Source organism: Vibrio sp. 947, assembly GCF_033339115.1.
Classification (GTDB): domain Bacteria; phylum Pseudomonadota; class Gammaproteobacteria; order Enterobacterales; family Vibrionaceae; genus Vibrio; species Vibrio alginolyticus.
In genome coordinates, this window is the sequence record NZ_JAWOTX010000020.1 from 62,612 (window position 1) to 86,947 (window position 24,336).

The following is a 24,336-nucleotide window of genomic DNA, read 5'->3' on the forward strand; positions in this document are numbered from 1 at the left end:
CAAAAGCGGCGTAGTAATAAGAAGGAATGCCCATGAGCTCAAGTATGATCCTTAGCGAATCCCTAATCGAGAGCGGAAGAGATATCCCCCTCAAAGAACTGCTTTATGCAAAGCGCGTGCTGGATAACTACATGGCAGTAGCCAAAGAAAGTAGCCCGCTTGAGCTATTAACTGAGATGAAATCGGCAGCAAAGCAAGTAGAATACTTTACAACGACGAGTAACCCGTGTGAGGCTCGTAATGTCATCAGTCAGATGATTGATAAAATCGACACCGCGGAATCTTTTGATTCGTTCAAAGCATTAGCAGGTAAGCCATCTCAAGCACTCAATGAACTAATTGAAGATCGAGCTCAGCTGATTAAACACGAACGAGAGCTCCTGCTCGCCTCAGGCTATGACGCCTCACGAATCTAATATACGCGACAGGCTAAAAGTCATAGCTAACAACGAAAAAGGAGCTCTTAAAGAGCTCCTTTTGCTTTTCAAAAATCGGATACAAAAGACTTAAAGGCCGATATCTTCCGTTATTGCTTTGATTTGTTTGAGGTCCATTTTATAGACTTCAATCATTTGATCGACCTGACTTAGTCGTGAATTAGCTTCATCATGTTTATCACACGCGTCCGACTTCACGTCCCAAGATTTGCCTTCTAAAAATACGTCACACTCTTTCTTGAGTTTCTCAATCTTAGGTAATAATTTCGACCGTTCTTTCTCGAGAGACTCTAATTCTTGCGAAATTTTCAGCTCTTTCTGGAATACTTCGCGGGACCGCTCAAACATAGTCGCTTGCATATCCGCTTGACGACTCAACTTCTCATTTTCTGACTTCGTCGTGTTGATCTTATCTGCCTGCTGCTTCAATTGAGACTCTAGTGACAAGTTGACCTTCTCGACCTCAGTCAATTGCTTTTGCAACTTCTTAAGTGCTTTCTGATGAGCTTCATCTTTCGCGGCGAGTAACTCACTAACTTGGTTTTGTATTTCTTGGTCGAGCGCCTCTTCCCGCACTTTTACTTGAGATGCCAACTGGGTTCTATCTTGCGTTAGTGCTTGATACTTTTCTTCTAATACGTGGTAAGTCGATTCCCACTTGTTCGCAGTGACAACCGATCCAACAAGGCCACCAAATGCCAAGCCTAACACCGCAGCGATTGCGATATAGATATGCGTACGTTTGTCACGCTCTTCAATGACAACTACGTCGTCTTGCTCTTCCATTTTGTTCTGAGAACTCACCGTATACTACTCCAAGGACTCTTTTACTTTGCTAGCGGATCAATTCCGCAAACATAATTGATGCTGTATAAATCAGAAATGCGCCAATTAATGTTATAACGGTCGCTTTTTGGACTTTTTCATTGGTTCGATAACGAAACAGCACAAATGCTACTGCAATCAACACCGCAATGGCTAATAATCTGGTCATACCGCCTCCTTGTCCACTTATGAAAAACTGCCTAGGTCCGTAGACTGTTTCACAAAGATTCATTGTAACCCATTTATACGTACCATAAGGTCAACTTAGCGTAGATTTTAAAATAAGTGCTCCGATTTTAATCAATTTTGTGTTCTTAATTGAATAACTTATGTCGTAACGATCGAAACACATTTATCGTTCTGAAGTGTTTTTGGGTTCCATTCCCTAACCCAATAAATTTTATTTATGCCGTGACTCGCACAAAAAGATTGGCAAACATACCTTCATGAAAATTGATGAGGTTATTTCATTAAAAATAAATTGACATAGGGTGTTGAAATGGACCAAAAACATGATAGAGTTCACACGTTAATGATGACCAGCATCATTAACTAACCTTTACTCATTTAATTGAGTAATTGTTCCGATGAAGACTGCAGGAGAGTGGTTATTAATCAAATTTTAACATTTGATTAGCATAACTCGCCGAAGAATTAACTATTTCAGGTGCTACCTAGGTAGCGGGGACTGTAGTTGGAGGAACCTCTGGAGAGAACCGTTAAATCGGTCGCCGAAGGAGCAAGTCTTGCACTCACGCAAGGTGAAACTCTCAGGCAAAAGGACAGAGGAGTGGAAAGTTACAACCTAACTATTTTGCTTGGCCTTCCCGCCTACAGCCAATAGCTTAGTTCTTTTAGAGATCGTTGATCTCGTCCTTTCCCTCTTCTCCTTATTAGTTGTTTTATTAAGGGGAAATCATGAACAACCTACAATCTTTACTACAAACCATCGATAATTTTGTCTGGGGTCCACCGCTGCTTATTTTGCTAGTGGGTACAGGTGTTTACTTCACTTTTAGCCTTGGCTTGATCCAGTTTAAACACCTCCCAACAGCGCTAGCGATGGTATTCAGTAAAGATAAGTCATCTAATACTCAAGGTGACGTTTCTAGCTTTGCAGCTCTTTGTACTGCACTCTCAGCAACAATTGGTACTGGTAACATTGTTGGTGTTGCCACAGCAATCAAACTCGGTGGACCAGGCGCTCTATTCTGGATGTGGCTCGCTGCCCTTTTCGGAATGGCGACTAAATACGCCGAATGTTTGTTGGCGGTTAAGTACCGAAGAGTCGATGATAAAGGCCAAATGATTGGTGGCCCAATGTATTACTTGCAATACGGTGTTGGCTCAAAAGCTCTCGCGATCATGTTTGCAGTGTTTGCTTTAGGTGTTGCTTGTTTTGGTATCGGTACGTTTCCACAAGTAAACGCGATTCTGGATGCAAGTGAGATATCTCTTGGTGTTAACCGTGAGCTATCTGCCTTTGTACTAACTCTTTTGGTTGCTTTCGTAACTTTGGGTGGCATCAAATCCATTGCTAACGTTGCAGGAAAAGTGGTTCCTACCATGGCTGTATTTTATGTGTTGGCGTGTTTAAGCGTGATCATCATGAATGCAGACCAATTGTTCAATGCCGTTGAATTAGTGCTGGTTTCAGCCTTTACATCAACAGCAGCGACTGGTGGTTTTTTAGGTGCAAGCATCATGCTGGCAATCCAATCAGGTATCGCTCGCGGTGTGTTCTCAAATGAATCAGGTTTGGGTAGCGCGCCTATGGCAGCAGCAGCAGCGAAGACAGACTCTTGTGTTAAACAAGGCCTAATTTCAATGACGGGTACCTTTTTCGATACCATCATTATTTGTACCATGACAGGCCTTGCTCTAATCCTGACCGGTGCATGGCAAAGTGACCTAGCAGGCGCCGCGATGACGACTCATGCTTTTGCGGTGGGTTTAAATGCAGATACATTTGGCCCTATGCTCGTCTCAATCGGTTTGATGTTCTTCGCTTTTACCACCATTCTTGGTTGGAACTACTACGGTGAGCGTTGCGTTGTGTTCCTGTTCGGAACTAAAGCTGTGCTTCCATACAAACTGATTTTCGTTGGCTTGGTGGCATCTGGTGCATTCCTTCACCTCGATATGATTTGGCTACTGGCTGATATCGTAAACGGTCTGATGGCAATTCCTAACCTGATTGGTTTGATCGCACTGCGTCACGTCGTACTGGCAGAAACCAAACTGTTCTTTAGCTCAACATCGCAATCAGGTGAAGTTGAAGCAGTGAAAGCTTAGTGAAACGACAGCTGTTCGGTCACAAACTACCAGTAACGGAGAGCAAAGCACATTAGAAATGGTAAAAACATAAAGCCCGCTATTATTTAGCGGGCTTTATTTATCTTCGGTTAAATGGTTAATCTCTCAACCATTGATGCTCAACGTTTTCTCCACGTTCTTCAAAAAACTTCGCATTTTTTTGCTTGAATTGATCCGCTTTCAACTCTGATAGCGGCCAGTCTAAAAATGCTTCTGTTACAAACGAGTCGCCGACACCAACCTCAATCGATTCCAGATGTTTCCCGATGTAGCGATAAAAGTAGCCTTGCCCAAACGCATCGCACACCATAGGTACATGCCTGACACGTTGATGATTGACAGAGACCGAAGCCCAAGTCGTCGTTTTAGGTTCACAGGTTTGCTCTTTTACAACGTCGACCTCAAATTTATTGTCCATAGTTGTCGAAACAAAAACGACAATAGCGTCATGCAAATACACACGCCTGAGCAATAACTGTTTAGTGTCTTGAGTTCGCGTTTGTTGTATTCCATTAGCAAAAGGCTCGAAGTAGCCCCAGTGCCAAGACCAGATCATGCCGCGTTGCGCAAACTGTACTTGTGGCCACGTATGCCAAGCAACAGCGGCACCTATCCCCACAATAAATACCGCGAGTAGTATCAACAATCGATAAATATTACGCATTAAACGGGTTTTTCAATTAATAACTTCACACCAAGTGCGACTAATACTGCGCCCGTCGCGCCTTCCATCCACTTCATAAAGCTTGCATTCTTTAGTAGATTTTTAGCCGAGTTAAGCGCGCCAGCTAAACCACACTGCCAAACCATCGCAATAGCAAAGTGTACAGATGCCATCATCATTGATTGAAGCAAGGGTGAACCTTCTGGATTCACAAACTGTGGCAAGAAAGCCAAATAGAAGACCGCCGTTTTCGGGTTCAAGACGTTAGAAAGAAAGCCCTCTCTAAAAGAGCGCTTACCATTAAACACTTCGTGAATCTGCTCGGTCACGGTCAATCCATCTTTCGACGACATTAGCGCTTTTAAACTGCTCAAACCAAGCCAGATAAGATAAGCTGCGCCAATCATTTTTACGATTTGGAACAACTCTGCTGATTGCGCAAGAATCGCCGAGATACCAACCGCAGAAAAAAAAGCATGCACGAATAAGCCAAAGCAAATCCCTAGACTGGTTGTACATCCATCTTTTAGGCCCGATCGGCTAGTGTTACGGATAACAAGTGCAGTATCTAAACCTGGCGTTAACGTTAAAATCGTAATGGCAATAATAAATGCCTCGAAATTCAAAATATCCATATTATCGTGATAATTAATTGTCAATCCTTCATCAATACCGCCAATCCACAAGATTCGCAAGCTTCTTTTTTAAGAGAGCTATACAACTGGGTGAGTTTATGGACAATGGGTTGGAGTTAATTGTTAATTATTAATTATTAATTATTAATTATTAATTATTAGTAAATTAACGCAGGTTGCTTAGTGCAACACCATATGAAGGACCCGTTATCGGGTGTTTAGGGAAAGAACAAAAGAATAAGAGTAGTCACATGAACGCATTTACAAAACTCGTTGAACATTCCAAAAAAGTGGCAAATTTTGAGCATCTATCAGCCATCATAGATTGGGATCAAGCGGCGGTCATGCCACCTGGTGGCGCTGAAGCACGCTCGAATGCCACGGCAGAGCTCGATGTACATATCCATTCTTTAATGACTCAACCGCACTTGGGAGAGCTTTTCGCTCAGGCAGAAGAAGAGACGCTGTCTACAAAAGAAAAATCTATCCTAAGAGAAATGAAGCGTGGGTGGCAGCAAGCTAACTTACTACCAGAATCATTAGTTCAAGCTCAATCTCTTGCTGGCTCCAAATGTGAACATGCATGGCGTACGCAACGTGGAGAAAATGACTGGGCTGGTTTTGAAAAGAACTGGGCTGAAGTCGTAAAGCTATCGCAGGAAGAAGCGCAAATTAGAGCCGAAGCAAATGGCACGACTCCTTATGATGCCATGCTCGATGTTTATGAACCTGGCACAACGTCTGCGTCGTTAGACATTCTTTTTGCTGACGTGAAAACCTGGCTTCCTACTTTGATCGATGAAGCGCTTGAAAAACAACAATCAGACAACATCTTATTGCCAACTGCACACTACCCTGCGGAAAAGCAAAAAGCGCTCGGTTTGGAAGTCATGAAGCTACTTCAATTCGATTTTGAACACGGTCGACTTGATGAGAGTACCCACCCATTTTGTGGCGGTGTACCGACAGATGTGCGTATTACGACACGTTATAATGAAAACGAGTTTGTCCAATCATTGATGGGAATTGTCCACGAAACTGGCCATGCTCGATACGAGCAAGGGCTACCAAAAGATTTATCAGGAACACCCGCGGGAGAAGCTCGCTCTATGGGTATTCATGAATCACAATCACTCTTCTTTGAAATGCAAATAGGACGAAGCAGCGCGTTTATCGATCACCTCGCTCGACTGGCTTCTAACCATTTTTCTGGTAGTGAATTCGAAAAAGACAATTTAGCCAAAATTTACACTCGCGTAGAAAAAGGCTTTATTCGCGTAGATGCTGACGAACTTACATATCCTGCTCACGTTATTCTTCGATATGAAATTGAGCGAGATCTCATGAACGGCGTCATCAAACATACAGATGTACCAGAACTCTGGAACGAAAAGATGAAAGCGTACTTGGGGCTATCAACCGAAGGAAACTTCAAAAATGGCTGTATGCAAGATATCCATTGGACAGACGGAAGTTTTGGCTATTTCCCGTCCTACACGCTCGGTGCGATGTACGCTGCACAATTTATAGCAGCAATGAAACAAACCGTCGATGTAGATGCGGTTATTCGTTCTGGCGACTTAGCTCCGATATTCAATTGGCTCTCGGAAAACATCTGGAGTAAAGGTAGCTTATTCACCACTGATGAGTTGGTAAAACAAGCCACGGGTGAAACACTGAATGCTAAACACTTTCAAGCTCACCTAAAAGATCGCTACTTATAAAGCGAAAAGAATAGAAAGTAAAAGCCCAAGGTTCGTATGTTCCTTGGGCTTTTTGTAGGCTCTTTATGTGTTATGCCAAGCTAGGGATGAGCCTAGGCTTGTACAAACAGTCCTCACCCTCTGGTCTAGTTTTAAACCGACGATGAAGCCACATATACTGGCTCGGACTTGCCATGATTGATGTTTCAACTATTTGATTCACGAATGCGGCGGCGCGTTGATGATCCTCTTTCGGGAAACCTTCGACGGGCGCACTAATGGTTAGGGTATAGTGTCCGTCCTTTCCTCTTACCATCGTAAAAGGCACAATGGCGCATTCTGTAGAATCAACCAACAAACTTGTACCTGTCGTAGTACAAGCATTTTTAACGGCAAATAACGGTGCAAATGTCGAGCGTCGGTTACCATAATCGTGGTCCGGTGCATACCAAACCCGCTCACCCGTTTTAAGTGCTTCAAGCATGGCTTTGACGTTTTTACGATCAATCAGTGTACGATTAGAGCGAGAGCGTCCCTTATACTGAAAATAATCAAAGCACGGATTATTGTTTGGGCGATAAACACCGGTTCCAGACTTTTTAATGCCAAAAGCACGAGCACCTAACTCTAGATTCATTGAGTGTACGGCCAACATTAATGCACCTTTGCCTGACTTCTCTAAAGCCTCTAGATGCTCCATGCCTTTTATCGTGACGTGTTTGTTTACCCGTTTATCTGACCAAAACCATGCCATTGCGGTCTCAAAAAGTGCGATGCCAGTATTGTCGATGTTGTCTTTTAGAATTGCTTCGCGTTGGCATTCTTCCATATGAGGGAAGCAAAGCTCAAGATTGCGTCTGATCGTAACTTGACGTTTTCTCATGAGTCGCATAGCTAAACGACCAATGTTGCGTCCCAAAGCTAGTTGAACTTTAAAAGGAAGGAGGCTAAGTGAGTACATCACGCTAATGATAATTAACGTTCCCCAGTAACGAGGCAAAAGAAATTCGGCCTTGAATGCAGGCTTTTTGTATTTGTTCATGTAAGTATTGTCAGATGTGCCCATCTATAAGTGATAAAAACAATGATAATGGACTGCACTTTTATCATTGATAACGCTAATAACATAAATTAAAGCGCGCGGATTCTATGGTTCTTCGACACACTACACAATAAGAACTTTGCAGAAATATGTAGGGAATGAAAAAGCAGTAAAGATGAGTCGCCACGTTAACATCTATCGGAGTGATTTATCTACTGCCCTTTCCTAAAGTTTGAAGAAACATAACTTTGTATTTTCAATGCGCTAAATAATGTCTATTTTTCAATCACATAATGCGACCGTTATGAATACAACAATAAGACGTCATATCAATACTCGCCATTAGCGATTGAATTTGCACTAAAAAGCCGCAGCAATTTCTCGCTGCGGCTTCTTATTCACTTAACAAGTAGAGTGGCGTTATTCGTGCCCTACTGTTTTGGATAATAAATTTACGATCAACACACCAGCGATGATAAACCCAATACCAACTAGGGCTGGTAAGTCTAGACGCTGTCCGTAAACAAAGTAACCAACCGTCGCAACCAAAACGATCCCAGCACCACTCCATATGGCATAAACAACCCCGACAGGCATTGTTTGCACTGTGACGGAAAGCAAGAAGAAAGCGATGCCGTAACCAATCAAAACGACTGTGCTCGGCATTACTTTCGTAAATTGCTCTGTTTTAGGAATATAAGAAGTGGCAATCACTTCACATACAATCGCGATCGACAGCGCCAACATTGGTGGCATAGAGACAAGCATTTTGAACATAAGGCATTAACGCTCAACAGAAATGTAACCGACAACATGTCCGGATAATTAGGCCGCGCATTATACCCAACTCATCTCACGATGGAATACCACTAACGATGTTTACACACCATCACTTTCGCTTACTTTTTGATGACCAGGTGAAAGGCTGACGTTTTGGTGCTGACGAGAAATTTCAAAGTAGATATGCATATCAATCGGCTCAGGTGTATTGAGTAGCATCTTACCTACTTCACGTTGGAAATGACCATAATTACCTAGCTCATCCGTTAGTTCTAGGAGCTCGTAAGAGGCTTCATCGGCAAACATTCCATACGCATACTGATAATGACTGATATCCTTGCTCTTATCATAACCCAGCTTTTGAAGAACTTGATCAATCTCTTCCGGCGTATAAATGTCTTTATCACCAAACGAATGCAGTAGCACGCAAGGAACTTCTTGAGCGATGCTCTGAATCTTTGTCTTTCTCTTGAAAATACCGAACATAATGTCCTCCACTGACGATGTTTCCAAATATGCACATTAATGCAAAATGGTGAGCTGATTGTTTTTAGTATGGCTCATTAATTTGAGACTTCCTTACTACGAAGTCACCTTCACATATTAACGTGATCGCATAATTACCAGCAAATAGTACACACTGCGTTTCAAACCTATCTCATCAGAAACTCTGCTTTAGTCACAATTGTGTGACAACCCCGAGTACGGTTTACCACAATGTAAAGAGTAGATTGAAAAGTCGGATTTCGTATCGACATCTAAACTTAATTAAGTTAGCTTTAGAAGTATAGACGTCTAGGTTGACTATGCTTAGGGAGAGAAAGTCGTGCCAATTAGAATTCCAGATCAATTACCAGCTACCGATGTCTTAAGGACAGAAAACATCTTCGTGATGAGTGAAACGCGTGCAGCGAGTCAGGAAATACGTCCTTTAAGAGTACTGATCCTTAATCTGATGCCAAAAAAAATAGAGACTGAAACTCAGTTTCTGCGTCTACTCTCAAACAGCCCACTACAGGTTAACGTCGAATTACTGCGCATTGATAACCGCCCGAGTAAAAATACGCCAACTGAACATTTAGACACGTTTTATCGCCAATTTGAAATGGTGCGAGATAAAAACTTCGATGGCATGATCATTACTGGGGCTCCATTAGGTTTGGTGCAATTTGAAGATGTCATTTATTGGGATCATCTCAAAACCATCATGGAGTGGGCAAAAGATCATGTGACATCCACTCTTTATGTTTGCTGGGCTGCGCAAGCAGGGTTAAAGCTACTCTACGATCTACCTAAAAAAACGCGTAAAGAAAAACTTTCAGGCGTGTATCATCATCAAATCCATCATCAGTTTCACCCTATCTTACGCGGATTTGATGACACGTTTTTGGCTCCTCACTCGCGTTACGCAGATTTTTCGCCTCACTTTCTAGAAGAGCATACTGACTTAGACATTTTAGCGACATCGGATGTCGCAGGTGTGTACTTGGCCACCACAAAAGACAAACGAAATGTCTTTGTCACAGGACACCCTGAGTATGATTCTCACACTTTACATAATGAATATATCCGAGATTTAAGCGAAGGTATGGAGCCCGCTATTCCTGTCAACTATTACCCAAACAACAACCCAGATAACCCACCAATTGCAAGCTGGAGAAGCCATGGACACCTTCTCTTTTTAAACTGGCTGAACTACTGTGTTTATCAGCAAACACCGTACGACCTCGAGCACTTCAGTGAAGATGCTTTCACTAAAGACGATTAGCTTCAAAATAAGCAAACAAAGCACTCATCATTACCGAAATGTAATATGTGAACCAAGCCGCCATATGGCGGCTTTTTCATAACAGTTTGCAAACCTGATCGCATAGTGTTTTTTCCTCAATAGGTTTTTGCTAAGTAATTCATATCATGCAGAAAGATTCAGGGATGTAGGGATAAAGAATGAAAACAGCAAAGCTCGGTGCACTAATATTATTGTCTCAGTTTGCACTCGTGGGTTGCGTGACGGTGAAAGAAGATGGAAGCCCTGTCGTTAAAGCCGATCCTGTGGCAATGGCAGAATCACGTATCGCACTTGGCTTAGGTTATTTAGACGGCGGTAACATGATTCGCGCGCATGATAACTTACAACAAGCCTTAAACCACGCACCTCAATACTATCGCGCGCAATTATCTATGGCTCACTACTACGAAACGGTTGGTGAAGATATTAAAGCCGAACAGATGTATAAACGCTCTCTACGCCAACACACTAAAAACGGAAATGTGCTCAATAACTACGGTACTTTTCTTTGCAAGCGAGGTGACTTCGAAAAAGCCGATCAGATGTTTAATCGAGCCATTGAGCAGCCTTATTACTACCTTATTCCAGCGAGCTATGAGAATGCAGCTTTTTGTGCGCTAAAATCACAAGATAAAGACAAAGCGAGATACTACTTTACTAGAGCTATCGATCATGACCCCCATAGACCAAAATCGATTTTGCAACTCGCTAAAATAGAAATTGATAGCGGTGATTATACTGAAGCTAGAATTCGATTAATGAGATTCAATCAAATGTATGGCGTGAAGAAGCCCTCTTTGCAACTCATGATTCAACTTGAACGTGCAGCAGGCAATGAAGCTCTCCAGAAAAAGTATCAAAAACAATTGGAGAATTTTTCTTAGTACAAAATAGCGATACAGATGGCGCATTAGCTCACAGCCAATACTGCGCTTGACCAAGAATCCGGTGAATTCAGACTCACGGTGATACATTCATCCTGTACATAAACGTCAAATTCGGTACTATTTGAACGGAATAAGTGACCAAGTCACATTATAAAAAGTGCGCACACAACGAAATTTGTACATCATACTGTTTTTAAGATTGATTTCGGCACATTGATAAATACTAAATATTACTGACATGCACCAGAAGGAAGTTGAAGCCGGATGAAACCTGCCTGCACTCTGTTATTACTCACTTTGCTGAGTTCACCTTTTGTCGTCAGTGCACAAGAAAATATTGAGAAAACATTCACATTTGGCATTGTGTCCAATAAAGCCCAAAGCAAAATCAAAAAAGCGACGCCCCTTACTCAGTATGTAACTGAAAATATGGCTGAATATGGTTACGCAAAAGGGGCGGTAAAGGTATTTAAAAATTATCGTCAGCTCGCGGTTGCGCTTGAAAATGGCACCGTTCAAATTGCAACGGCGACCCCCTTTAATGCGATGACCTTAGAAAAGGAGTCTAATAGCCAAGTTCTTGCTATACGATGGAAAAAAGGCCTGCAAAAATATCATACGGTGTTCTTTACTAATAAAGAGAGTGGCATTGAGTCACTTTCTGACCTGCGCGGAAAAACGCTTGTTTTCGAAAAGCGTACGTCTACCAGCAGCTATTACCTACCTGCGATTACATTGCTGAATCACGGAGAAAAACTGCAATACCTTCCCTCTCCTGATGACAAACCGGCCAAAGACAGTATTGGTTATTTATTCCTTGATGAGCAACTCGCTCAGTCAAATGAAATCAACCTATCTGTATGGGTATATAAACAGAGAGTTGCAGCAGGAGCATTCAGTAACTTCAACTGGAACAATCCCAAAGATTTGCCAGAGAACATGAAAGACAAACTAGCGATTTTTTCTCGTTCTGTTGAAATACCCAGGGATTTGATTCTCGCTTCTCCAAGCATGAGCCTAGAGCAACAGCGTAAAATCACGTCCATACTGCTTGATATGGATACAACTCACGAAGGCTCTCTCGCACTTAAAAAGTTTCAGAACACCAAAAAATTCAGCGCGCTTACTCCAGAAATGCGAGCCTCCTTAAGTACAGTGCGCAAGTCAGTTCACTTGTTACCGAAGGTGGATTGATGTTTCAAAAGCTCTCACTCGAAACCAAATATATTTGCTCGACAATATTCGTTGTCTTGTTTGTTGTGGTGATAAATCTTGCGTTATACATGCACGGTTACGATGCGTATTCAAATAGCTTAACTCAACAAATCACGAACAACTCTCAAGAAAAAACAGAATCTTACGTTAAGCAAAAAGGGTTGGTTTATGCAGAGCTATTATCAAAACAGCTTTTTGATCCACTCTATACAGACAATATCAGTCAAGCGTATGAGCAAATTAAGGCAACATTGAGCCAGCCAGATGTCTCGAAAATACATGTTGTTGACAATGAAGGGCTAATCTTTCACGACGGCACTACTCAGCTAAGGATGTTTGCCCAACCTCATTACCGCTCTCCTTTTATTTTGAAAGCAATAGAAGAATCCAGAACTCTCGTTTCCTTTTCCAAGCATCAGTTGGAGATCGCAGCGCCGATTCAGCAATCAAATATTACTCTTGGGGCGGTATATCTTGAGCTTAACTTGATACATCTACTGGAAGAGAAAGAACAGAACATTGAACAAGTCCAAGCGATTACCTCAAACGATAAACAGAAGATGTTTAACTTGCTGCTAACGATCAGTGGGATATCCGTTCTATTCGGTAGCATCATCGCTTATGCTTTGGGGCGGTCGTTAACTAAGCCACTCAAGCAACTAAAAGATCAATTTTCAGAGTCAAATACCCAAGCGCTGCCAGTCACCGACATACAAAGCAAAGATGAAGTGGGAGAACTTATTTCGGCGTACAACAAAATGTCAAACAAAGTGAACCGATACACCAGCCGAGTTGAGTTCATGGCGTACCACGATATTCTGACTTCCCTGCCAAACCGAGAAAAGTTACTCATTGATATTCAAACGCAAATAACTGACCACAAATCCCCCTCACTCGCGGTTGTGTTTATTGACTTGGATGACTTTAAGCACATTAACGATAACTATGGACATAACATTGGGGATAAATTGCTAGGCCATCTTGCCTCAGAGCTTCAAGGCCGTTTGCCGAGTTATTTTAAGCCGCTTTACCGCCTTTCTACCATCGTAAGTCGAGTAGGTGCGGATGAATTTGTACTGGCCTTTCCGTGCTCGGACAATCATGAAGCTAGAGAAAAAGCGAACGATATTCATCGCCAACTACTCTCTCCCTTTAGTTTGGAAGAGAACGATATTCAAATTACGGCAAGCCTCGGAATTGCTGTGTATCCAGAATTTGGTTCAAACGCTGAGTCTCTTTTACAGCTTTCCTCTCTTGCGGCGCAGGAATCTAAAAGACGCGGTAAAGACATTATGACGATATACGATTCCACGTTTGATGAAACGATTAAACAACGTTTATACATAGAACGAGAACTGCGTCGTTCAGTACGTGACTTGTCTCAATTCGAGCTGTGGTATCAACCACAATTTGATCTAAAAACCTATCGCCTAATTGGGGTCGAAGCATTGGTTAGGTGGAATCATCCCGAGAAAGGTTATATCAGTCCAGAATCGTTTATCCCGATCGCAGAACAAAGTGATTTAATATTGGAGCTTGGAGAACATATCATTGAGACGGCAGTTGCTCAGCGGGCAATGTGGGCAGAACATTTCGGTACTGATTTTCACATCGCATTAAACTTGTCCCCAAGACAAATCTATCGCCAAGATTTAAGTCAATTATTTTCTAAGTATTTACGACGACATGATGTCGCCCCTCAAACCATTCATGTTGAAGTGACAGAGTCACTTTTTATTGATGATACAGAGAAAGCTCAATATGTGCTTAAAAAACTACAAAGTATCGGAGTGGAAGTTTGGCTAGATGACTTTGGTACGGGGTATTCAGCCCTTGCCTACCTACAACATATGGCTTTTGACGGGCTCAAGATTGATCGTTCATTTATCGCTCAAATCCGAAAAAGCGATCAAGACGATTCATTAGTTCGCGCGATTGTATCCATGGCTCACAACCTAAGAATGAAAGTAGTAGCCGAAGGCGTAGAAACTCAAACTCAACTCACACGAATGGAGTCTCTCCACTGTGACGTCGTACTAGGCTTTTTCTTAGGTAGGCCTGTACCTGCTGAGGAATTGATTGCATTTGAATACCAACGAGGGAGTGGCGCTCAAAGCGTCAATCACTTTGCTTAGAACGCCGTTTTGTTAACTATTGCCGCTTAGCGCGTTAGTACTCGTAATGCAATATCGGTCACACTTCCCCCACCTCATTAATATGAATTTTCTCTTAAAATCTAACATCTGAGATAAATAAACTACACTTTTCATATCAACTTCTTGGATATGGAAATGCGCGTGGTAGGAATCTTTTCTTGGAACAACCTGTCGGTAAAACAAAAGCTATTTGGGTTGGTTTTGCTGCCAATTTTATTGTTGCTTGTCCTCGCGGGTAAACATGTACAAAGCCTTTCTATCCAGGCTCAGGAACTACAAAAAGCACAGTTATTCTCTGTCTACATCGACCGCGTATCTTCGCTTTATCACCTACCGAATAACCCTGATGTAATAGATAAGCAACTAAAAACTCAGCAGATATCTCAATTGTTACGCGACACCGCTGCACCAGTATTCGGTGAAAACGCTGAGATACTAAACCAGTTGATAAGCTTTGAGGAAGCAACCCTCTCGATGCTCTCTTCGCAAAATCAAGAAGAAAAGTTAGATGCAGCAGAGTGGCGCGCTGATACGTTCAAAGAAATCCTCATGAGCTTAGACAAAGTCTATTTTAGAAATGTGAGTTATGAAACAAACACTCACCTTTCTTCTTTGATGCAACTTGAATGGTTGATGTTTTGGTCCACTGAAGAGCATAGATTAAGCGAATATTTGATTCGATCTTCAGAGGAAAATAACGAGTATGACCTCACAACACAGGCTTCTATCCAATCTTTAATCCAGAACCAACAACTATTTCTAGAGCGTTTTGTGACGCTAAATGCCAATCAACAACAAGTAGATCTGCTCATTGAGACGTTTACGGGTGAAGTCTTTATCAAAAGCCAAGAGTTTCGTGCTTATTTATTGCAACCAGCTCAACTCAAATCATTAACCCCGGATGAGATTGATGCGGGGTTATCTGCACTCAACAAACGCTTATCGTTATTACAAAGTGTTGACGACAAAATGGAACAACAGCTGAGTGATGATATATCAAAGACAATCAACACGACGACACAGCACCGCTTTACCTTTATCGCAATGATGAGCCTTTTAACGCTGTTGGTCGTAAGTTTAACGCTAAGATTGGTGCGAAAAGTTACTGGAAACTTGAATCTAGTCCTCAAATTTCTCAGTAACGAAAGCAATGAACAAAGTAACACTGAAAATTCACCTCTTGCTCAACTAATAAAGGGTAAAGACGAGCTGAGTAAGTTTGCTCGAGAGGTAAAAAAGCTTAGTGATGAGCGGATGTTGTCCAGACTAAAGCTCACACAAGCTAAAGAAGATGCAGAACAAGCAAAAGATGATGCAATTAAGGCGAGTAAAGCCAAAAGTAGCTTTTTGGCCAACATGTCCCACGAGATCCGCACGCCGCTAAATGGCGTTATTGGCATCTCTGAAGTGTTATCCGATACTTCCCTGACTGCCACACAACGCGATTACGTCGACACGATTGAAACCTCCTCCCAACTGCTTTTGAGTTTAATTAATGACGTTCTAGACTTCTCAAAAATTGAATCTGGGATGTTGCTCATTAGCCCACATTCAACTTGTGTTCGAGAGTCTATCTATGACATTGCTTCTATCATTTCACCGAAAGCAAAGGAAAAAGGCATCGATGTGCAAGTCAACATTAGCCGTAACACGCCTTACCACGTAATGTTGGATGACCATCGTATACGCCAAGTTGTCATGAACTTCATGTCTAACGCGGTAAAATTTACCGAACAAGGCAGTGTAGAGCTATCGGTCATCACCCGCGAAATTAAAAATGGTGAAGCGGTCATCGAGTTTTCCGTTAAAGATTCTGGGATTGGTATTGATGCCCAGCAGCAAAAGAAAATATTTGCTCCATTTGCCCAAGAGGATAACTCTACTACCCGACAATTTGGGGGAACTGGACTTGGGCTTGCCATTAGCACGCAATTAGTTGAGCTAATGGGTGGAGAAATTCAACTTGAATCCGAGAAAGGTAAAGGCAGTCGCTTCTTCTTTGAACTAACTGCTCCTGTTGTGACGCAAGAGTTTAACGCTTATCACGCTCTGAATCACAACGATATATGGATTGTATGCAGCAGTACTCAACTAGAACAAAAACTGCGTAACGAGTTAAGTTTTTTCAACATCAACATAACGCAGTCAGTAGATACCTTAAGTGCGTTGCCAACGTGGATTGATAACGAGCGCGTTATCGTTATTCATGTAGAAGCATCACCAAATGCAGCGGCGATGCATATCGATGAGATAGAAAGCCTTTGTAAACGAAACATTCGTGTCTGCCTCATCAAGCACCTTCATAGCCCACAATTCGACTTTAGAAACAGTATCAGCGCCTTGGTCACTCAGCCACTACTAGGGCAGCGCTTAATTAAAGCACTTGAAAGTTGTGCGGCAAATTTCTCGCACGCACAACAAGAGAGCACTTCAGCGCAACATGTTAAATCTCTGCCGAAAATTTTGGTCGTTGATGACAATACGGTCAATCAAAAAATCGCGGGGCTACACGTCACAAAAGCTGGCTTCGACTTTGATGTCGCAGTAAACGGACAAGAAGCGGTTGAGAAATTTCAACAGAATCAGTACAGCCTAATTTTAATGGACTGCATGATGCCCGTAATGGATGGATTTGAAGCCACCCAAATAATTCGTCAAATAGAAGTAAAAGAAAAACGCGCTTTCAGAATTCCGATTATTGCTCTAACGGCAAGTGTGGTCGATGACGATATACAAAAATGCTTTGACGTTGGAATGGATGACTATGTGCCCAAACCGTTTAAAGCAGGGTTGCTTAAAGAGAAGTTAGATAAGGCAATTGGGTTACGTGTTTCCAACACGACGCATGCTGAACCACACCAAGAGAACACTACTCCCGATACAACTCATGAACTACCTGCAAGTTCTAAGCAACCAGAAGCAACGGTAACGCCTATTCGCTCCGAACGTATCTTGCTTGTCGAAGATAATAGAGTAAACCAGAAAGTGGCTTCTCTATTGCTATCTAAAGCAGGTTATCAATTCGAAGTCGCTGAAAACGGGCAAATTGCAGTCGAAATGTTCCAAAAAGATGGAAAGTTTGATGTTATTTTGATGGATTGCATGATGCCCATAATGGATGGGTTCGAAGCTTCTAGGCAAATTAGAGCTTATGAAGCGAGTAAAGGATTAGCTAAGACGCCCATTATCGCATTAACAGCAAGCGTCGTTGATGATGATATTCAACGCTGCTTTGATTCAGGAATGGATGCCTACGTACCAAAGCCTGTGCGCAAAGAAAAACTGTTGTATCAAATTGAACAAGCAATGTAGGTGGATTCTATGAGTAGAAATCATTCTCGCGTTGCTTTTCCTTTGCGTTAAATAAAACGCTATCTGTTTATTCTGATTGCCCTTCTTTCATTAAATTGCCAAGCTCTCGCTGCAGAGAGCTACGCCGTTTTCTCATTTAATGACGAATTCTCTCCGCTCACTGTCAATAAAGCGCGAAAGTTGTACAGAGGGAAGACGCAACTTTTACAAGGCCAGCGAATTGAACTCTCTGACTGGCCTGCGACATCAACAGAAAGAGCTGAGTTCTATCGTTATCTTCTCAACAAAAATTTAGCGCAAATGAACGCGCATTGGGCAAGCTTGTCTTTTTCAGGTAAAGCTAGACCGCCAAAAGTGATTGCACGCTCCAGCATTGATGACCTCATAGCATGGATGCAAGAGAAGCCGAATAGAATTGGTTATGCCCCAACATCGAGCGTCCCAAGTAATGCTCATGTTTTATGTGTGGTTAGCTCGGAGAATTGATATGAAAAAATATTTAACCATGTTATCGCTGAGTATCGCGACCTTTCCGAGCTCAGCCACGATTGAGCTAACAGAACAACTTTCTTTAAGTGGTTTTGGCTCTACGTCGTGGGCAAAATCCGATAACCCAACTACGGTACTAGTTAACCGCTTTATTGGCGATGAATCTTGTTTCGATTGCGATACCACTTTCGGCATGCAGCTCGATTATTTTCACAAGGCATTTCGGGCATCCGCACAAGTCGTAAAGCGCCCGCAAGACCATTGGAGCTCGCCTCAGCTCGAGTGGGCGTATTTGGCTTATACCTATAAAAACATAGAAATACGAGGAGGACGCTTAAGACTGCCACTGTTTTTGATGTCTGAGTACAACTATGTCGGCCACGCTTTTACCCAAGCCCGCCCACCGAATGAGGTATATGACAGCATTCTAGGTATCACGGCTTATAACGGCCTATCTGCACGCTGGATTCATGACCTCAATGAGCAAGTCGTACTTACCGCCATGCCGTTTGTCGGGTTTAAAGACAATAGTGACGTAACCATCAATGAACGTACTGAATTGGAAATTGAGTCAAACAACACTGCAGGGATGAACTTAACGCTAAGCGGAGAGAGTTATCGTTGGAATTTTTCCTACCTCCACGGCGATTATGATCAAACAACGACGCTCTCTAACATTGAGCAATCCACTCCCGGTGGCGGAACCACAATCATTGACCGTCTAGTTGAAACAGAAAAAAACAACACGATCGATCTGTTTTCTCTAGGGTTAAGATACGAGCTCGATAACATTGTGATTATGGCAGAAGGACAGACCAGCAATCTTTCCTCATCTTGGTACGCGACAACAAGTTATAATGTAAACAAGCTAACTCCTTATATTGTTTACGGTCAGCAGTTTAATAGTCGGGATAAAAAAAGTGGAGACAGTTTCTTACTCGGATTGAGATACGACCTAGATTACAACGTTTCCCTAAACGCAGAATGGCAAAGGTTCAACGCCTACAATAATAGCTCTGGCGCGTTTTCATCAGCCCCAAAGGATGACAGTGCGAGCCTTTATACGCTAATGCTCAACTTCGTTTTTTAATGTTTCTTACAGTACCAATTTCCACAACGCTAGGGGCTGTTGCATTAAGAAGGCTTTTTGCAACACGTAACTAAACGCTAAACGACTGGAAGGGGTAAAATCGAACAGTTCAGATAGGTAAGTGGCAATCCAAACACAGACAAAGGTTACTCTATTTCGGTTTGTTTTGATTGTCTTTTAACCGCTTTTCTTTGCGTCGCAGTGCCCGGAAAAACTTTGACTCTTCGTGGTACCAACCAAGGACACTAATTGGAAAGCCCACGAGCATCATAATAAAAACATCCGCAGGGAGTTGTTCCCAAATGTCGCTTAAAGAATGCAGCTCTCCAAAAATGAACAAACCGATGACTTTACCAAGCAGTAATGCACAACAAATCATAAAGAAGGACTTTAATATATAGTGCCATTTGCCTTTTTTACGCTCTTCTCTCCAATAGGCATATTTATATTGTCGGTCGTACATTCATCCCCCTAAAGTAAACTTGCCGTAAGTTTAAGTATCTCGATAGCGTAAAGTGCGTTGGCACCTCTTTAATCATAGTGCGTATCTAAAGTGAATGCTTGTCGTGGCAATAAGAAGGAGAGGTATTCTGTAGTAAGAGCTACATAATCTCTGAACGTTATATGTCTTGTGTCATTCGGATGATGCCTGATTTTGCTTATCGCTAGTGTTTTCTGAACACCCAAATCGGGCCGATGAGTAGAAACTGTAAATCCTCAAAAAACGACGGTTTTTTACCTTCAATCTTGTGACCGATAAATTGCAATATCCACAATACACCAAACAAGAGCATAGAAATATGCAGAACGGGCAACATCAATACCTCTAGAGACCAAATAAGGCCAATGCACGCTAATGTGTAGCCGATCATCATCATGAATACGCTCAGAGACAAACGAAAATAGAAAACCCAAGTGGGGATCACCGCTACCCAAACCCAATTAAGTTCGAAGCCTAATAATGAAATCTGGGGAATCGACCAAATAAGTCCAACCACAGAAAGGTAAATACCTGGAACTGCGATTGTGTGAATCTTTTGGTTGATAGGGTTTTGGTGACTCTCCCCGTATTCTTTTAGCCATTCAGATAATGCTCGCATATCATTCCCCTTTTCCACCTTCTTATTCTTATATAGCCCGAGGATGAAAAAGGTGCGAATTTTTCCGTAAAGGCTACGAGCAACGAGCGACAAAACAACAGAGGCCAGTGCGTTGCCGATTACTCACCAAGCAACGCTCGTTGTGCTTTCGGCAGCTTGGCAACGACAAGAGCATAAGAGCGTTCACACAAATCTTGAATCAACCCATCCTCGACATCACCGTTAAAATAAACCGTTATCCAATGACGCTTATTTAAGTGATAACCCGGGATAATGTCCGTAAACTGCGACGTTAAGACTTCTCCATCTTCTGGTTTTACTTTTACGCTGACATACTCCCGACCTTTTCTCTCTGCAATGATGGCAAACATCTTGCCTTTGATTTTGTAAACAAGCGCTTCAGGCCCAAATGGGAAATCGCTTTCTGCACACATGAAGGTACTTAAGTATTGTTCTAGTTCTTTGCTTTTCATATCCCCTGCCTCCTTCTGCGTTCTCATTCAAATTGTGGCAATAGCAATTTTAACGCCTGGTTAACCTGCTCTTTTTCATTGCCTTCTAAACCATGCAATAACGATTGCTGAACGTCTACATGCTCCAAAATTAGCTTGTCAATTAAGGTTAAGCCTTGCTCTGTTAGTTCAACGGTGACGCTACGTCGGTCTTCTTTGCTATGGGTTCTGGTAATAAACCCTTTCTTCTCTAGTTTATCTAAGCGATTAGTCATCGCACCCGAAGTGAGCATCATCGACTCTATTAACGCTGAGGGAGTAAGACAATATGGTGAACCAGCTCGACGCAGTGTCGCTAACACATCAAATTCACCCATTTTCAGATCGTACTTCTTATGTAGCTCGGCGACCCTAGATTCCATGTGTTTTGCAATTCGCATTAGTCGACCCATTATTGCCATCGGTTCAGTGTCGAGGTCTGGCTTCTCCCTCGCCCACTGCTCTACCACTCTATCAATTGCATCCATTATTTCTCTCCAAACATCATATATTTTTTATTTTAACATAAAGATACTTTACAAAAAGCCACCTTGCCGATATCGTTACATTTAATTATCTCTACATAAAGATATTTAACATGAACATTTTACTTGCGATGATTCCTGCCTTTTTTTGGGGGACGACTTACGCTGTTACTCAGTTTACTCTACCGGACTGGCCTCCCGTTTTACTTGGTGCTCTAAGGGCACTGCCTGCGGGTCTTTTGTTGCTGGCAATAAAGCCCTCGTTTCCAAAAAGAAGTGAGTGGAAAGTGCTGCTTGTTTTAGGAACCATCAACATCGCTTGCTTCTTTGGTCTCATTTTTGTCATGGCGTTGACGCTTCCTTCTGCCATCTCTGGTGTTGGTATGGTTTCGGTCCCCGTTTTTGCGATGCTGTTTGGTTGGGCGGTCTACAAACGTCAGCCTAGTGGCATTCAAGCGATAAGCGGCGCAACTTTGATTACTTTAGCTTGGTTCTTATTTGATCCTAGCTCTATTTCTCTCGAACCCGTGGGCTTACTTGCGATGATCTCCGCCATTATGTGCATCGTGATAGGAAGTAGCGTAACAAAGTCACTAGGTACAAAAATGCACTGGTGGACAGTGCTAACATGGCAGCTCATTTTGGGTGGCGTGATTATGTCTATCGCAACAAGTGTGCTGGCGATAAACAATCCAGAGCCATATGTTACGGTCGTTCAGGACGTATCCATGACGAATATTCTAGGGTTACTGTGGGTAATTATTCTGAACACTGCATTAGGGTATGGCATGTATGTATGGTTATTACAGCGGATGTCGGTCGTAGATTTTACCTTTGGTGGTATTGCAAACCCTGTCGCAGGCATTGTTTCGGGCCTACTGCTATTGGGGGAAACGTTCACTCCTCTGCAATACAGCTTAATGCTAGGAATGATCGTAATGTCATTACTACCTCAGCTCATTACGTCAATCAAAACGAAAAGAGCCGCACTCTCCTCCTAAGTAACGTTAATTCCTAACACTCTAGAAGTAATGAGAGTGTTAGGAATCCTCAAGTGTAACCCCATCAGCAGAAATCAGCGCTAACCTAGGCAACTGACACCTTTAAAACGGTACGTTTTGACATTATGGCTGTTAAGCGCTTGCAAGGTTAGTCAGGGGCTCTGGTTTAGCGTAAACATAACCTTGAATAAGGTAAATCGCATGCTGAGCCAGATATTCGACTTGAGCCTGGCTCTCTACACCTTCTGCAATCATCTCACATTCCGCTTTGTTCGCTGCAGACACAATTGAGTCCAGCACTTTCAATTTTTGGTCGTCAGATCCTATTGGATCAATAAACATCTTATCCACTTTTAAACATCGGATGCCCAAATCTTGTAGGTAAGAAAAGCCACCATATCCGGTACCAAAATCGTCAATTTTGAACTTGTAGCCTTTATTCGTTAAATACAAAATCTCTTTTTTCGCGGCCTCAGTGTCTTTTACTGGTATTCTCTCGGTCAATTCAAAATGAATTCTATTAGAGATTGGCCAATTTAACTCCGACAGCAACTTCGTTAATACACCTGACTCTAAATGGGAGGAAACAATATTGATGCTGACCCACGTATGCTCGGGTAAGTCACTTAAGTCTTGTATGATTTTACGAATAAGCTGATTGGTCATCGGGATAATCAGGCCACTTTCTTCTGCAGCACCAATAAACATATTTGGTGGCACCATTCCATCACGTCGCGACCATCGAATCAGAGCTTCATATCCTACTGTCTTACCATCGCGACTATCGACAATCGCCTGGTAGTAAGGAATAAATTCTGCATTACTAATCCCATTTTCAATTAGACCTGTAATGGATTTTCTCAAGCTTTTACCAGATATGTATGCAAAGGCAGTCACAAGACCAGCAAGCACACTTACAAGACCGCCCCACAAAAGTACTCTTTCCTGAGCATAATTTTTAAGTTTTTCACCGCTGAATATCTTGATGAGCATGTTGGCTTGAGACTCTCCTGAAAAGAAAAACTCTTTTGAGAGTGCGTTTTCTTCTCCTGCAATATTCGCTTTGCCACGGCTTATCGTTAAATCACCAAATATTGGTTCATCATACTTAAACTCTACAAATAGGCAGTCTTTGCAAGGCGTTTTTATTACCTCGTTAACCCAACTGTTATCAAGCACCCAGAAGACTTCAACGTGTTCATTATCATAAATGACCATCCACTCTATTTGGTCATTCTGTTGCGGCAAAATAAGTGATGCGAAAAAGTTCTCATCCATCTGAAATCGTTCACTACTAGATGGGCGAGACACTTCACTACCAACCGTGGAACACGTTTTTCCGCCTTTTGTGGTCATCGCAATAAAACGAATGTAACGGTTATAAAAACGTGGGTCGCGTAAAGTTCTTACATCACTATCACTACAAGTAAAATCTAACTGAGCAATCTGCTTCACTATTGCTCCGTCCAAATAGGCAGACCTTTGATTTAAATAATCTACGTAAGCATCTATTTTCGACGCTTTTACCGAGTTGACGTAAAAGTTGGTTATCGAATGAAAGGCCACTACAAATATGGCGATGGGAACTAAGCCGAGTAAAATGGCATACCTTGTATTCTTTGTTATCAAAGTTCGTCCTGCTAATCTGTCAAGCAACCTAAGTGGGATATGAATACTATCTCATTTCTATAGTCCAAAAAGTGAGGAATGACGCTCAATAAAATTATAGACTCAAGTGGCTTTCAGATGTCGGGATTTAGAATGTGAGCACCAAACCACATTCGAGGAGAACAAAGTAGCGACTAAGTGGAAAGTAAGAACGAGCCCAACTGTTAAGTCATCCGTAATAAGAGTGACAACTTGGAGCTTGAGCAATACTTTTTAGATAGGCAGCAGATACGTTAAAAAAATAAAAAGGA

23 protein-coding genes and 1 riboswitch are annotated in these 24,336 nt (G+C 42.2%); of the genes, 11 read left to right on the plus strand and 12 right to left on the minus strand.

The features are described from left to right. Window positions 1-32 precede the first annotated feature (32 nt). Complete coding sequence (locus R7Q39_RS21365; protein ID WP_054576467.1) at window positions 33-416, plus strand: hypothetical protein; 384 nt, start codon at window positions 33-35, stop codon at window positions 414-416. 90 nt (window positions 417-506) lie between these two features. Here the strand turns inward: R7Q39_RS21365 and R7Q39_RS21370 are convergent, their stop codons facing one another. Beyond that, window positions 507-1,241, minus strand: a complete 735-nt coding sequence (locus R7Q39_RS21370) for a chromosome partitioning protein ParA (RefSeq protein ID WP_054865581.1) — start codon at window positions 1,239-1,241, stop codon at window positions 507-509. 31 nt (window positions 1,242-1,272) lie between these two features. After that, on the minus strand, window positions 1,273-1,431 hold the full coding sequence (locus tag R7Q39_RS21375) for a hypothetical protein (protein ID WP_005377784.1): 159 nt from the start codon (window positions 1,429-1,431) through the stop codon (window positions 1,273-1,275). 527 nt (window positions 1,432-1,958) lie between these two features. Next, window positions 1,959-2,058: riboswitch (glycine riboswitch) on the plus strand. A gap of 122 nt (window positions 2,059-2,180) precedes the next feature. Between R7Q39_RS21375 and R7Q39_RS21380 the strand changes: the two genes are divergently transcribed. Next, complete coding sequence (locus R7Q39_RS21380; protein WP_005377785.1) at window positions 2,181-3,557, plus strand: alanine/glycine:cation symporter family protein; 1,377 nt, start codon at window positions 2,181-2,183, stop codon at window positions 3,555-3,557. A 118-nt stretch (window positions 3,558-3,675) separates the two neighbouring features. Here the strand turns inward: R7Q39_RS21380 and R7Q39_RS21385 are convergent, their stop codons facing one another. Further along, window positions 3,676-4,242 (minus strand): hypothetical protein, encoded by a 567-nt coding sequence (locus R7Q39_RS21385; protein WP_005385713.1) that lies wholly within the window; start codon window positions 4,240-4,242, stop codon window positions 3,676-3,678. Further along, on the minus strand, window positions 4,242-4,877 hold the full coding sequence (locus R7Q39_RS21390; RefSeq protein ID WP_017820932.1) for a LysE family translocator: 636 nt from the start codon (window positions 4,875-4,877) through the stop codon (window positions 4,242-4,244). The genes R7Q39_RS21385 and R7Q39_RS21390 overlap by 1 nt, the downstream gene beginning before the upstream one ends. 251 nt (window positions 4,878-5,128) lie before the next feature. Here R7Q39_RS21390 and R7Q39_RS21395 point away from each other — a divergent pair, with 251 nt between their 5' ends. After that, the gene (locus R7Q39_RS21395; protein WP_258476682.1) at window positions 5,129-6,601 is read left to right on the plus strand and encodes a carboxypeptidase M32; all 1,473 of its coding nucleotides are present in this window, start codon (window positions 5,129-5,131) and stop codon (window positions 6,599-6,601) included. A 70-nt stretch (window positions 6,602-6,671) separates the two neighbouring features. Here the strand turns inward: R7Q39_RS21395 and R7Q39_RS21400 are convergent, their stop codons facing one another. From R7Q39_RS21400 to R7Q39_RS21410, 3 genes are all read right to left on the minus strand, one after another. Beyond that, window positions 6,672-7,622, minus strand: a complete 951-nt coding sequence (locus R7Q39_RS21400; RefSeq protein WP_258476683.1) for an LpxL/LpxP family Kdo(2)-lipid IV(A) lauroyl/palmitoleoyl acyltransferase — start codon at window positions 7,620-7,622, stop codon at window positions 6,672-6,674. 420 nt (window positions 7,623-8,042) lie between these two features. Continuing rightward, window positions 8,043-8,378, minus strand: coding sequence for a DMT family transporter (locus R7Q39_RS21405; protein ID WP_069593657.1), 336 nt, complete (start codon window positions 8,376-8,378; stop codon window positions 8,043-8,045). 123 nt (window positions 8,379-8,501) lie between these two features. Beyond that, the gene (locus R7Q39_RS21410) at window positions 8,502-8,888 is read right to left on the minus strand and encodes a DUF6559 family protein (protein ID WP_017633992.1); all 387 of its coding nucleotides are present in this window, start codon (window positions 8,886-8,888) and stop codon (window positions 8,502-8,504) included. A gap of 340 nt (window positions 8,889-9,228) precedes the next feature. Here R7Q39_RS21410 and metA point away from each other — a divergent pair, with 340 nt between their 5' ends. The 7 genes from metA (at window position 9,229) to R7Q39_RS21445 (ending at window position 19,340) form a co-directional block, all read left to right on the plus strand. Beyond that, a complete protein-coding gene (metA, locus tag R7Q39_RS21415; RefSeq protein ID WP_158159640.1) occupies window positions 9,229-10,170 on the plus strand; it encodes a homoserine O-acetyltransferase MetA in 942 nt (313 codons plus the stop codon). A 179-nt stretch (window positions 10,171-10,349) separates the two neighbouring features. Continuing rightward, on the plus strand, window positions 10,350-11,075 hold the full coding sequence (gene pilW / locus R7Q39_RS21420; RefSeq protein ID WP_151514736.1) for a type IV pilus biogenesis/stability protein PilW: 726 nt from the start codon (window positions 10,350-10,352) through the stop codon (window positions 11,073-11,075). Between the two features lie 267 nt (window positions 11,076-11,342). Further along, on the plus strand, window positions 11,343-12,272 hold the full coding sequence (locus tag R7Q39_RS21425; protein WP_005385723.1) for a phosphate/phosphite/phosphonate ABC transporter substrate-binding protein: 930 nt from the start codon (window positions 11,343-11,345) through the stop codon (window positions 12,270-12,272). Continuing rightward, window positions 12,272-14,428 (plus strand): EAL domain-containing protein, encoded by a 2,157-nt coding sequence (locus R7Q39_RS21430; RefSeq protein WP_318076803.1) that lies wholly within the window; start codon window positions 12,272-12,274, stop codon window positions 14,426-14,428. The genes R7Q39_RS21425 and R7Q39_RS21430 overlap by 1 nt, the downstream gene beginning before the upstream one ends. Before the next feature lie 156 nt (window positions 14,429-14,584). Continuing rightward, the gene (locus tag R7Q39_RS21435) at window positions 14,585-17,761 is read left to right on the plus strand and encodes a response regulator (protein ID WP_258637119.1); all 3,177 of its coding nucleotides are present in this window, start codon (window positions 14,585-14,587) and stop codon (window positions 17,759-17,761) included. 51 nt (window positions 17,762-17,812) lie between these two features. Beyond that, window positions 17,813-18,247 (plus strand): hypothetical protein, encoded by a 435-nt coding sequence (locus R7Q39_RS21440; RefSeq protein ID WP_318076806.1) that lies wholly within the window; start codon window positions 17,813-17,815, stop codon window positions 18,245-18,247. A 1-nt stretch (window position 18,248) separates the two neighbouring features. Then, window positions 18,249-19,340, plus strand: a complete 1,092-nt coding sequence (locus R7Q39_RS21445) for a hypothetical protein (RefSeq protein ID WP_054577886.1) — start codon at window positions 18,249-18,251, stop codon at window positions 19,338-19,340. A 151-nt stretch (window positions 19,341-19,491) separates the two neighbouring features. Here R7Q39_RS21445 and R7Q39_RS21450 read toward each other — a convergent pair whose 3' ends face one another. From R7Q39_RS21450 to R7Q39_RS21465, 4 genes are all read right to left on the minus strand, one after another. Then, on the minus strand, window positions 19,492-19,803 hold the full coding sequence (locus R7Q39_RS21450) for a hypothetical protein (protein WP_054577887.1): 312 nt from the start codon (window positions 19,801-19,803) through the stop codon (window positions 19,492-19,494). Between the two features lie 202 nt (window positions 19,804-20,005). Further along, on the minus strand, window positions 20,006-20,440 hold the full coding sequence (locus tag R7Q39_RS21455) for a DUF962 domain-containing protein (RefSeq protein WP_005377800.1): 435 nt from the start codon (window positions 20,438-20,440) through the stop codon (window positions 20,006-20,008). Between the two features lie 119 nt (window positions 20,441-20,559). Next, window positions 20,560-20,913, minus strand: a complete 354-nt coding sequence (locus R7Q39_RS21460) for an MmcQ/YjbR family DNA-binding protein (protein WP_054577888.1) — start codon at window positions 20,911-20,913, stop codon at window positions 20,560-20,562. Between the two features lie 23 nt (window positions 20,914-20,936). Next, a complete protein-coding gene (locus tag R7Q39_RS21465; RefSeq protein WP_017633984.1) occupies window positions 20,937-21,419 on the minus strand; it encodes a MarR family winged helix-turn-helix transcriptional regulator in 483 nt (160 codons plus the stop codon). Between the two features lie 110 nt (window positions 21,420-21,529). Here R7Q39_RS21465 and R7Q39_RS21470 point away from each other — a divergent pair, with 110 nt between their 5' ends. After that, entirely contained in the window at window positions 21,530-22,417 is an 888-nt protein-coding gene (locus tag R7Q39_RS21470; RefSeq protein ID WP_005385740.1) for a DMT family transporter, read from the plus strand. Between the two features lie 132 nt (window positions 22,418-22,549). Here R7Q39_RS21470 and R7Q39_RS21475 read toward each other — a convergent pair whose 3' ends face one another. Next, window positions 22,550-23,872: an EAL domain-containing protein gene (locus R7Q39_RS21475; protein ID WP_081007901.1), complete on the minus strand. Its 1,323-nt coding sequence runs from the start codon at window positions 23,870-23,872 to the stop codon at window positions 22,550-22,552. Window positions 23,873-24,336 lie beyond the last annotated feature (464 nt).

What these genes read in the sequence shown, in the direction of transcription:
- R7Q39_RS21365 (WP_054576467.1), top strand. Translation starts at nt 33, where the DNA reads ATGAGCTCAAGTATGATCCTTAGCGAATCCCTAATCGAGAGCGGAAGA.
- R7Q39_RS21375 (WP_005377784.1), bottom strand. Translation starts at nt 1,431, where the DNA reads ATGACCAGATTATTAGCCATTGCGGTGTTGATTGCAGTAGCATTTGTG.
- R7Q39_RS21380 (WP_005377785.1), top strand. Translation starts at nt 2,181, where the DNA reads ATGAACAACCTACAATCTTTACTACAAACCATCGATAATTTTGTCTGG.
- R7Q39_RS21385 (WP_005385713.1), bottom strand. Translation starts at nt 4,242, where the DNA reads ATGCGTAATATTTATCGATTGTTGATACTACTCGCGGTATTTATTGTG.
- R7Q39_RS21390 (WP_017820932.1), bottom strand. Translation starts at nt 4,877, where the DNA reads ATGGATATTTTGAATTTCGAGGCATTTATTATTGCCATTACGATTTTA.
- R7Q39_RS21395 (WP_258476682.1), top strand. Translation starts at nt 5,129, where the DNA reads ATGAACGCATTTACAAAACTCGTTGAACATTCCAAAAAAGTGGCAAAT.
- R7Q39_RS21400 (WP_258476683.1), bottom strand. Translation starts at nt 7,622, where the DNA reads ATGAACAAATACAAAAAGCCTGCATTCAAGGCCGAATTTCTTTTGCCT.
- R7Q39_RS21405 (WP_069593657.1), bottom strand. Translation starts at nt 8,378, where the DNA reads ATGCCACCAATGTTGGCGCTGTCGATCGCGATTGTATGTGAAGTGATT.
- R7Q39_RS21410 (WP_017633992.1), bottom strand. Translation starts at nt 8,888, where the DNA reads ATGTTCGGTATTTTCAAGAGAAAGACAAAGATTCAGAGCATCGCTCAA.
- pilW (WP_151514736.1), top strand. Translation starts at nt 10,350, where the DNA reads ATGAAAACAGCAAAGCTCGGTGCACTAATATTATTGTCTCAGTTTGCA.
- R7Q39_RS21425 (WP_005385723.1), top strand. Translation starts at nt 11,343, where the DNA reads ATGAAACCTGCCTGCACTCTGTTATTACTCACTTTGCTGAGTTCACCT.
- R7Q39_RS21430 (WP_318076803.1), top strand. Translation starts at nt 12,272, where the DNA reads ATGTTTCAAAAGCTCTCACTCGAAACCAAATATATTTGCTCGACAATA.
- R7Q39_RS21435 (WP_258637119.1), top strand. Translation starts at nt 14,585, where the DNA reads ATGCGCGTGGTAGGAATCTTTTCTTGGAACAACCTGTCGGTAAAACAA.
- R7Q39_RS21445 (WP_054577886.1), top strand. Translation starts at nt 18,249, where the DNA reads ATGAAAAAATATTTAACCATGTTATCGCTGAGTATCGCGACCTTTCCG.
- R7Q39_RS21450 (WP_054577887.1), bottom strand. Translation starts at nt 19,803, where the DNA reads ATGTACGACCGACAATATAAATATGCCTATTGGAGAGAAGAGCGTAAA.
- R7Q39_RS21455 (WP_005377800.1), bottom strand. Translation starts at nt 20,440, where the DNA reads ATGCGAGCATTATCTGAATGGCTAAAAGAATACGGGGAGAGTCACCAA.
- R7Q39_RS21460 (WP_054577888.1), bottom strand. Translation starts at nt 20,913, where the DNA reads ATGAAAAGCAAAGAACTAGAACAATACTTAAGTACCTTCATGTGTGCA.
- R7Q39_RS21465 (WP_017633984.1), bottom strand. Translation starts at nt 21,419, where the DNA reads ATGGATGCAATTGATAGAGTGGTAGAGCAGTGGGCGAGGGAGAAGCCA.
- R7Q39_RS21470 (WP_005385740.1), top strand. Translation starts at nt 21,530, where the DNA reads ATGAACATTTTACTTGCGATGATTCCTGCCTTTTTTTGGGGGACGACT.